General features: G+C 52.2%; 8 protein-coding genes. 5 read left to right on the top strand and 3 right to left on the bottom strand.

Annotation, left to right across the window (positions count from 1 at the left end; genetic code table 11):
• Positions 1 to 754 (top strand): aspartate kinase (locus tag ACXJJC_RS05755; RefSeq protein WP_456370064.1); only part of this gene is annotated, 754 nt, incomplete at its 5' end.
• Between the two features lie 62 nt (positions 755 to 816).
• Positions 817 to 1,323, top strand: a complete 507-nt coding sequence (locus tag ACXJJC_RS05760) for a hypothetical protein (RefSeq protein ID WP_456370066.1) — start codon at positions 817 to 819, stop codon at positions 1,321 to 1,323.
• On the opposite strand, the gene ACXJJC_RS05765 is transcribed toward ACXJJC_RS05760, so the two are convergent.
• Complete coding sequence (locus ACXJJC_RS05765; protein ID WP_456370067.1) at positions 1,307 to 1,645, bottom strand: ferredoxin-thioredoxin reductase catalytic domain-containing protein; 339 nt, start codon at positions 1,643 to 1,645, stop codon at positions 1,307 to 1,309. The genes ACXJJC_RS05760 and ACXJJC_RS05765 overlap by 17 nt on opposite strands.
• Positions 1,646 to 1,804: 159 nt before the next feature.
• Entirely contained in the window at positions 1,805 to 2,221 is a 417-nt protein-coding gene (locus tag ACXJJC_RS05770; RefSeq protein WP_456370069.1) for a rhodanese-like domain-containing protein, read from the bottom strand.
• Positions 2,222 to 2,330: 109 nt separating this feature from the next.
• On the opposite strand from ACXJJC_RS05770, the gene ACXJJC_RS05775 reads away from it, so the two are divergent.
• The 3 genes from ACXJJC_RS05775 to ACXJJC_RS05785 are packed head-to-tail and all read left to right on the top strand — an operon-like array spanning position 2,331 to position 6,636.
• The gene (locus tag ACXJJC_RS05775) at positions 2,331 to 4,220 is read left to right on the top strand and encodes an acetate--CoA ligase (protein ID WP_456370071.1); all 1,890 of its coding nucleotides are present in this window, start codon (positions 2,331 to 2,333) and stop codon (positions 4,218 to 4,220) included.
• A 43-nt stretch (positions 4,221 to 4,263) separates the two neighbouring features.
• Complete coding sequence (locus ACXJJC_RS05780) at positions 4,264 to 5,523, top strand: 3-isopropylmalate dehydratase large subunit (RefSeq protein ID WP_456370072.1); 1,260 nt, start codon at positions 4,264 to 4,266, stop codon at positions 5,521 to 5,523.
• Positions 5,524 to 5,571: 48 nt separating this feature from the next.
• Positions 5,572 to 6,636: an OBG GTPase family GTP-binding protein gene (locus tag ACXJJC_RS05785; RefSeq protein ID WP_456370074.1), complete on the top strand. Its 1,065-nt coding sequence runs from the start codon at positions 5,572 to 5,574 to the stop codon at positions 6,634 to 6,636.
• Positions 6,637 to 6,645: 9 nt separating this feature from the next.
• Here ACXJJC_RS05785 and hsp14 read toward each other — a convergent pair whose 3' ends face one another.
• A complete protein-coding gene (gene hsp14, locus ACXJJC_RS05790; protein WP_456370076.1) occupies positions 6,646 to 7,020 on the bottom strand; it encodes an archaeal heat shock protein Hsp14 in 375 nt (124 codons plus the stop codon).
• Positions 7,021 to 7,077 lie beyond the last annotated feature (57 nt).

The raw sequence follows: 7,077 nt of genomic DNA on the forward strand, positions 1-7,077 counted from the left end.
TGACCTGACCGCCACCCTCATAGCGTCAGCACTTAATGCTGACGAGGTGTGGCTCTGGAAGGAAGTCGATGGCGTCATGACCACGGATCCAAAGATAGTCCCCGAGGCGAGGCTAATACCGGAAATAAGCTACCAGGAGGCGATGGAGCTTTCACACTTTGGAGCGAAGATACTGCACCCGAAGGCTCTCGAGCCGGTCATGAAAAGGAGGATTCCTGTGAGGATAAAGAACACGTTCAACCCCGATGGAGAGGGAACGGTCATAAAGGAAAGCGTAACCTCGACAAAGGACATTGTTAAGGCGTTAAGCCTGATTGAGAAGGTGGCGATAATAAACATAAGCGGTGCGGGCCTCGATTTTGCCGAGGTGATGTCTGACGTTTTCGGAAGGCTCGCTGAGAGCAAGGTTCACGTAATCATGGTGTCCCAGAGCTCGTCGGAGCTGAATCTTTCGATAGTCGTGGATGAATCCGACGTCGACAGGGCGATGAAGGCACTTGACGGTGCAGTCAACGGTACCGGGAACATTTCAAAGATGGAGGACATAGCCGTGATAAGTGCAGTTGGGGCAGGAATGGCCGGGACTCCCGGTGTTGCCGGGAGAATATTCTCAGCGCTTGGCAGAAACAGGATAAACGTCGTGATGATCAGCCAGAGCTGCAGCGAGTACAATGTTAGCTTTGTGGTGAGCAGAAGTGATGGCAGGAAGGCCGTGAAGGTCCTTCACGACGAATTCGAGCTCGGGAGCAGGTGAACATGGGTTTTACTTTCGGACTGCACCCAACGTTTTTATCACCCTCTTAACTGAATTTCCCGGTGGTGAGGTTCGTAGCATCGTGGGTGTTCAGATGTCCGTACTGGGTTTACCTGAAGGGCAAGTACCCGGAATTCGAAAGGATAAGCAGGGAAAGTGTTGAGCGGGGAATGGAAGCTGAAAGAAAATTCGCGGAGATTTTGGCCAGCAGGGGCGTGAGATTTTCCTACCAGAAATGGCTCACCCTGAAAACAAGGTACTTCACCATCGTTGGAAAGGCGGATTTCGTAACTGGTACTGAGGTTTACGAACTTAAAAGCGTTAGGAGATTCAGGGAGCCAGGGAGGAACTGGATTGGACAGCTAAACCTGTACATGGCGATGAGCGGGAGGAAGTCAGGGGCAATAGTCGAGTACGATGGGGGAGAGTTCAGGGTGTACCGGATGACGTTTAACCGGGAATTGCTGGAGGAGAGCATATCGTACTTTCACGACATCTATTCAGGCAAAATCAGAAAGGACCACTCTCAGTGCCGTTACTGCAGCTACAGCTTCATCTGCCTGAAGTGATGTGTTTTTCGTGCCTGTCCGGTATTTCTGCCGGAGGGTATTTCTTTCCCTCGTAAACGTCAACGCTGACGAACAGACCGCAGTAGCACCTCCCGTAGCTTGACACGTCACCTCCGGCATACACGCAGGGGCAGACTATCCTCCGATCAACTTCCAGGTTACCCGTGACCGTTCTGCCCGGGCAGTAGGAAATGCCATACCTCTCCCTGTTTCTCATCATCCCAGATATGAGCTCGGAAACGAGTTTCTCGTCTGGATTGAGCTTCCACCCTCTTCTCTCGGCGATTCTCACGAGAATCTCCAGGTGATCCTCGGGAGTCATCCCATCACCTCAACCCTGCATGTATTGGGTATCTGTCTCGTCAATACCCGCAGCTTTCTGCCTGGCGTGATTTTTGTCATTATTAATATTAAAGAAAAAACAGATTAAAGCGTTTCCAATGTGAAGATTACGTGAAATGAAAGATTATCTGTCACAGAATCACCCCGTTTTTTCAACCGGGTATCCCATGCTTTTCCAGGCCTCTATCCCTCCGGCCATGTTGTACACGTGCCTGAAACCCATTTTCGCCATTACCCCTGCAGCGATCTTACTTCTGAATCCAGTCTTGCAGTAGACGAGGTATGTCTTGTTCGTGTCCATACGTTTAAGCTTTTCCTCGAAGCCCCTGTCGAAAACGTCAAGGTTTATAGCCCCTGCAATGTGCTCTTTTTTGAAGTCCTGGCTCCCTCTTACGTCGAGTATCACAAAGCTGCTGTCACCTCTGTGCTCCTCAATCAACCTGTGGGCCTCCTCTACCAACACATCAACGTAGGCAGCATGCGGCTTCGCGTTCTCAAGCTGAGCGCAGCCGGAAAGCAGTGTGATGAGCACTGCGAGTGCAACGAGCCTTTCCATCAACACACCTCTCTCCCCACGATTATATTTTGATGTCTGTTTTGCTCGATGCGGGAAAATACGAAAACATTTAAATACGTAATACCTTGATTATTAATAGTGATAAATAATGATGGGGATATATCCACCTAAGGACTTTGTGAAGACCGCCAACGTGAAGGACCCGGCAGTTTACTCCAGAGCATCCGAGAACTGGGTGGAGTTCTGGGAGGAGTTTGCCAGAGAACTTGACTGGTTTGAACCCTGGTCGAGGTTTCTCGACGACTCAAAGGCACCGTACTTCAGGTTCTTTGTGGGTGGGAAGATAAACGCATGCCACAACTGCGTCGACAGGCACGCAGGCATGCGCAACAAGGCAGCACTCATATGGGAGGGAGAAAATGGCGAGAGCAGAACTCTAACGTATTTCCAGCTTTACAGAGAAGTCAATGCATTTGCCAGCGCCCTCAGGGAGCTTGGAGTTGAAACGGGTTCGAGGGTTGCGATCTACATGCCAAACATTCCTGAAGCGGTAATAGCGATGCTCGCATGTGCGAGACTGGGAGCAACTCACGTCTTCATTTTCGAAGGGTTCAGTGCAAAATCGGCCGGCTTCAGGCTGAAGGACAGCAGGTCAGAGTACCTCATAACCGCCGACGGGTACTACAGGAGGGGAGAGCTGATCAACCTGAAGGAAAAGGCAGACCAGGCGGTTGATCAGCACGGGAGCATAAAGAGTGTCGTCGTCGTCAGGAGAGCAGGAATTGATGTGGAAATGGTTGACGGAAGGGACCACTGGTACCACGAGATCACGAAAAAGGGAAGTGTGGAGCCGGAGATACTCGACTCGAATCACCCCCTCTTCATAATGTACACCTCCGGATCTACGGCAGAGCCAAAGGGCGTTGTCCACTCGACCGGCGGTTATCTCGTGCATGTTTACGCCACCTCGAAGATGGTGCTCGACCTCAAGCCAAACGACATAATCTGGACCACGGCAAGTCTCGGGTGGATTACCGGCCACAGCTACGGTGTTTACGGACCCCTCTCGGTGGGAGCTACCGTGCTGCTTTACGAAGGAGCCCCGGATTATCCAGACACGTGCAGGACATTCGAGATCATCGAGAGGTACGGAGTCTCGGTGTTTTACACGGTCCCCACGCTGGCCAGAATGATACTGAAGTGCGAGACTTCTGAGTACGATCTCAGCACCATAAGACTCATAGGGATTGTTGGGGAGCCGATAGAGCCGGAAACCTGGGTCTGGCTTTACAGAGATGTTGGAGAGGAGAGGGCACCTGTCGTTAACACGTGGTGGCAGACTGAGACCGGGGGGCACGTGATTTCGCAGCTCCCCGCACTCACGCCGATGAAGCCAGCTTCAGTTGGAAAGGCTCTTCCGGGGTTTGAAGTGGACATTCTCGACGATGGTGGGAAGCCGGTTAAGCCATTTGAGATAGGAAACCTGGTGGTGAAAAGGCCGTTTCCGGGGATGATGCTCGAGCTCAACGGAGATCCGAAAAGCTACGTGAAGTTTTACTGGAGCAAGTACGGCAAGAGGGTCTACTTCACAGGTGACTCTGCGTACATGGATGAGGAGGGGCACATATGGATCGTTGGCAGGGTTGATGACGTTCTCAACATATCGGGTCACAGGGTATCGCTGATAGAAATAGAACAGGCTGCAATGGGTGTGAAAGAGGTGAGGGAGGTTTCGGCAATCGGAATTCCGGACAGGGTTAAGGGGAGCGTTATAGCTCTGTTTGTGGTCTCGGACACGCCCGGTGAGGAGGTTGGTGCGAAGATCACCGAGAGGATAGAGAGAGACATAGGAAAAATTGCGAGACCGGGGCTGATAGTTTTCGTCCCTGAGCTTCCGAAGTCGAGTGGAAAGGTCGTCAAGAGGGCGATATACGATGCTGTGGTTGGAAAGAAAAAGCCGGGTTTCCTGTCCAATCCCGAGGTGGCCGAAACGCTGATGAAGGTGAAACCCAGCGACCGGGGGGTGATTGTGCTTTAGCCTTTAAAAAATCTTTAAATATTCTTTCTCCGTCACCCACACCATGGCCAAGACCATAGCGGAGAAGATATTTTCGGAAAAGAGCGGTCAGGATGCTTACGCTGGAGACATTGTCATCGCTGAAATAGATCAGATAGCGCTCCAGGATGGTACCGCGCCCCTCGCAATAAGGCAGGTTAGGGCCCTCGGACTGGAGGGCGAGAACATCAGAGGTGCCAAGATAACACACTTTTTTGTCGACCACGCCGCTCCGTCTCCGAGGAAGGAGCTGAGCAACGATCAGAAGTTCATCAGGGAGTTTGCACTTGAGGTGGGGGCCGACTTCAACAGGCCAGGTGAGGGGATAATTCACCAGATAATGGTAGAGAGGTACGTGAATCCGGGCGATCTCGTTGTCGGGGCCGACAGTCATACGTGCACCTACGGAGCTCTCGGAGCTTTTTCAACCGGAATGGGTTCAACAGACGTGGCAATTGCGATAGCTCTCGGCAAAAACTGGTTCAGAGTACCGGAAACGTTCAGAATTGAGGTCAGTGGCTCGCTGCCACACGGCGTGTATGCTAAGGACCTGATGCTTAGGATAATAGGAGAGCTCGGCGTAGATGGGGCCACGTACAAGGCGCTTGAGTTTCACGGGGACACCATCGACAGCATGCCCATTGACGGCAGGTTGACGATGGCCAACATGGCGATTGAGTGTGGGGCTAAGGCTGGACTCTTCAAGAGCGATGATGTGACGAGGAGATTTCTCGCTGAGAGGGGAAGGGAAGACAGGTTCAGGGAGATAAAGCCGGACGATAATGCTGACTACGAAAAGGAGCTGTACTTCCAGGCGGAGGACCTCGAGCCCGTAGTTGCCAGACCGCACAACGTGGACAATGTCGTTCCAGTTGCCGATGTGGAGGGAACTCCAGTGGATCAGGTCTTCGTGGGAACCTGCACTAACGGCAGGCTCAGTGACATCGAGATCGTTGCGAGGATTCTCAAGGGGAGGAGGGTTGCCGAAAACGTCAGGCTCATAGTCGGTCCGGCAAGCCGCGAAGTATACCTCAAAGCCGACGAACTCGGTTACCTCAGAACGATAGTTGAGGCGGGGGGACTGGTCATACCCCCGGGATGTGGGCCGTGTGTCGGAATCCACATGGGCATTCTGGCAGACGGTGAGGTCTGCATTTCCACCCAGAACAGGAACTTTAAGGGGAGGATGGGCAATCCAGATGCCGAGATTTACCTGTCCTCTCCAGCCACCGCTGCAGCGAGCGCGGTTGAGGGTAAGATAACCGATCCGAGAAAGTACCTCTGACCCCTTTTTTCCTAAGCTTTTTATTTTGAGAGAAGTCTCTTGCAATCGATGGATGTACTTCAGGAGATCAAAAGGCTCGAGGAGGAGATCAGGAAGACTCCGTACAACAAGGCCACCGAACACCACATTGGCAGGCTGAAGGCCAAGCTCGCAAGGCTGAAGGAGGAGGCAGAAAAACAGAGAAAAAAGAGTGGCGGAGAGCAGTACGCTATAAAGAAGGAAGGAGATGCGACTGTGGTTCTCGTCGGGTATCCGTCGGTGGGAAAGTCGACGATCCTCAACGCACTGACCGGGGCCAAGAGCGAGGTGGGTGATTACGACTTCACGACACTCAAACCCGTTCCGGGAATGCTCGAGTACAAAGGTGCGAGGATCCAGATAGTTGATGTGCCTGGGCTCATAGAGGGCGCGTCCAAGGGGAGGGGCAGGGGTAGGGAGATACTTGCGGCCATAAGGAATGCCGATTTAATCGTGATCGTTGTCGATGTCTTCACCGTCCACAACATCGATGTGCTCAAGAGGGAGCTGTACGAAGGTGGCATCAGGCTCGATGAGAACCCGCCTGAAGTAGTAATCAAAAAGAGACCCACCGGGGGGCTGAACATAAAGTCGACGGTTCAGCTCACCCTCGACGAGGAGACCATCAAGGGGATACTGAGGGAATACAAGATCCACAACGGTGACGTGCTGATCAGGGAGGACATAACCATTGACAGGCTCATCGATGCCATACTTGGAAACAGGGCTTACATTCCCTCAATCACCGTCGTGAACAAGATCGACCTTTATCCGGATGTGGAAATTCCGGAGAATGCCATTCCCGTTTCCGCTGAAAAGGGTACAAACCTCGACAGGCTCGTGGATGAAATCTACAGGAAGCTCGACTTCATCAGGGTCTTTCTGAAACCTCCCGGTGGAAAGGTCGAGGAGGAACCGATGATACTTAGGAGGGGTGCGAGGGTCGAGGACGTGTGCCGCAAGTTGCACAGAGATATGGTCGAAAACTTCAAGTATGCGAGGATCTGGGGAAGAAGCGTAAAGTTCGACGGTCAGAGGGTCGGAATAGACCACCGGCTCGAGGATGGAGATGTTTTGACAATATATGCAAAATAAAAGGGGACTTTATTCAATTCTGATTATCTTTCTCTCCCTGGCCGTCTTGGGAATCTCGATTTCGAGAACGCCGTTGTTGTATCTCGCCTGAATTCTGTCCTCGTCCACTTCGACCGGAAGCGATACTCTCCTGTAAATCTCTCCGTACCTTCTCTCTTTTCTTATGTAGTTCTTTTCTCTGTCCTCCTTCTCCTCCTTCCTGACGGCCCTGATCACCAGGTCCCCGTCCTCTATGTACACCTGGATGTCACTCTTCTCGAATCCGGGGAGGTCTGCAATAACTCTGAGCCTGTCTTCCTCCTCAATCACATCAACGGGCATGCTCAGCTCCACTCCTGCTGGAGAGAGGCTCATCATGTCAAACTCGTCAAGTAGCCTTGCCATCTTCTACTGCATCCTTCTGAGCTTCTCAAAAGGGTCGAATATCCTCATTCCCATCAC

This window comes from Geoglobus sp. (assembly GCF_054018175.1).